Raw genomic sequence first — 244 nt, forward strand, 5'->3', positions numbered from 1 at the left:
CGGCGGCTGCTGGTGCCCCGCGGCGGCGGGTCGGTGGTGCTGCCCGGCGAGGTCGGGCTGGTGCTGCGCGGCGGCCGCACCACCACCGACCGCGTCGACGACGTGCCCACCCAGCCCACGGGCGAGCGCGCCGCGGCGATGGTCGACAAGGTCGCCGCCGGCGCCGCCGTCGAGGCCGGACGCCGCGTGGAGCTGCTGCTCGACCACTGGGGCACCCACCCTCCCGCGGCGCTGCGCAGCGGCG

General features: G+C 80.7%; 1 pseudogene. It reads left to right on the forward strand.

The window, feature by feature from the left end:
* A pseudogene (locus tag QWJ41_RS21370) lies at positions 1-244 on the forward strand (hypothetical protein); the annotation flags it as partial.

The organism is Nocardioides cremeus (genome assembly GCF_030518195.1).
In the GTDB taxonomy this organism is placed as follows: Bacteria; Actinomycetota; Actinomycetes; order Propionibacteriales; family Nocardioidaceae; genus Nocardioides; species Nocardioides cremeus.